This is a genomic window from Rhodoferax sp. (assembly GCF_014859475.1).
In the GTDB taxonomy this organism is placed as follows: Bacteria; Pseudomonadota; Gammaproteobacteria; order Burkholderiales; family Burkholderiaceae_C; genus Rhodoferax.
This window is the reverse complement of record NZ_JACUUE010000331.1, coordinates 1-1673: the sequence shown is the minus strand read 5'-3', so window position 1 is coordinate 1673 and position 1673 is coordinate 1. Positions and strand designations below refer to the sequence as shown.

Annotated in this window: 1 protein-coding gene and 1 pseudogene; both read right to left on the bottom strand. The window is 61.5% G+C overall.

Features of this window, described 5'->3' with window-relative positions:
* Window positions 1-101: 101 nt before the first annotated feature.
* Window positions 102-266 (bottom strand): PAS domain-containing protein, encoded by a 165-nt coding sequence (locus IBX54_RS14985; RefSeq protein ID WP_296543447.1) that lies wholly within the window; start codon window positions 264-266, stop codon window positions 102-104.
* 89 nt (window positions 267-355) lie between these two features.
* A pseudogene (locus IBX54_RS14980) lies at window positions 356-1609 on the bottom strand (CheR family methyltransferase); the annotation flags it as partial.
* Window positions 1610-1673 lie beyond the last annotated feature (64 nt).

The following is a 1673-nucleotide window of genomic DNA, read 5'->3' as shown; positions in this document are numbered from 1 at the left end:
GCACATGCTGTGCCTCCTGCCCGCTCGCATTGGCCTGACGGCGGTAACTGGACAGCCGCGTCATGGCGAGCTCACGAAGGGCGGCAGGATCGGGCGGATTTTTACGGAACACCATGGCCTGCCTTTTTGAAATTCGGGGCGTTCATCAGGGCCTGCAAGCTGGCTTGCGCCTCACGCAAGTCGGCCTCAAGCCGCTTGCTGGCACTGATGTCAGTAAAGGTGATGACCAGGCCGTCGATGCGGTTGTCCTGCGTGCGGTACGGCATGATGCGCACCTTGAACCAGCGCCCCCGCCCGTGGCCGCAACATCGCTTTCCTTGAACACCAGGGTGCGCAACACCTCCAGCGCGTCCGGCCCGAGACTTGGGTAGTTCAGGTCGCACACAATGTCGGTGATGCTGCGCCCGGCATCGCCCGGGATCAGCTTGAAAACCTTGCTGGTCGATGGCGTGAAGCGGCGCACATGCAGCGTATCGTCGAGGAACAAAATCGCAATCTCGGTGTTGTCGAGCAGGTTGCGCATGTCATTGCTGGCGGGGGAGACCTCGGCCACCTTGAGTTGCAACTCGGTGTTGATGGTCTGCAGCACTGCGTCGAAGCGCTGTCCATCGCTGACCAACCCGTCTGCCGGCGCATGCCGCTTGGGCGGGTGCGCTGCCGCCACATCCCTGAAAACAACCAGCACCATGCCGTTCAGTGCCAATGGTTCACTCAGGGGATGCACCACGATATCGACATACTGGGCCGGGCGGGCGGCGTCGATCCTGACGCGCTTGAGCGTGGCCGGCTTGTTTTTGGGAACCGAGAGATAAAACGCCTCACTCAAGGCCTTCTTGATGCCTTCGCGGGCCATGGCGAACAAACTCAGGTTGGGCTTGCCAACAGCGGGTTCGAGGTAGATGAGCAGATTGCGGCAACTCAGGAAATCGATCTTGGTAAAGGGCGGGTCGAAGATGACGTTCTGTTCGGCAAAAATCACCATTTCCCTGATGTCATTGCTGACCCTGTAACCCGCACCCTCAGGCACAAAAAAACGCTTCAGGCGTGCCTCTGACACGTCGGCGGCGATGTTCGGTGGGTAAATGCCGGCACGGGCGCGAGAGATGGCGTCCTTGTCGAGGTCGGAGGCAAATATCAGCAATTTATAGCGTTGTGCCGTGCCGATCGCGTCGTGCGATTCCCGGAACAGCATGGCCAGCGAACAGGCCTCCTCGCCGCTCGAGCAGCCGGGAATCCAGGCGCGCAGCGTGGCGCCATCGGGGTAATTGGCACGCAGTGCCGGCAGCACCTCGCGCTTGACAAAGGCAACCATCTTGGCCGGCAGCTCATCGGCCGGGGCCACGGCGTCCACCACATCGGCGTCAATGGCACTGCGCGGCATGCTGTCAAACTGGGCCGAGGCCGGCGTCTGCGCAAAGGCGGCGCCACCGGCCTGGCGAATGGCCCGCAGGCCCAGCGTGCCGTCAGCACCCATGCCCGACAAAATGATGCCGATGCTGTTGTGCTGCCGGTCGTCGGCGAGCGACTTGAAGAAAAAATCAATGGGCTGGCGCAACCCGCGCGCTTCGGTCGGCTCAAACAAATGCAGCACGCCGTGCAGCAAGGACATATCGGAACCAGGCGGAATCACATACACGTGATCGGGCTCAACCGGCATCTGGTCAGTCACTTGC

Bases quoted from the DNA above. Each gene is read 5' to 3' on its own strand.
- IBX54_RS14985 (WP_296543447.1), bottom strand. From the start codon at position 266: ATGCCGTACCGCACGCAGGACAACCGCATCGACGGCCTGGTCATCACC.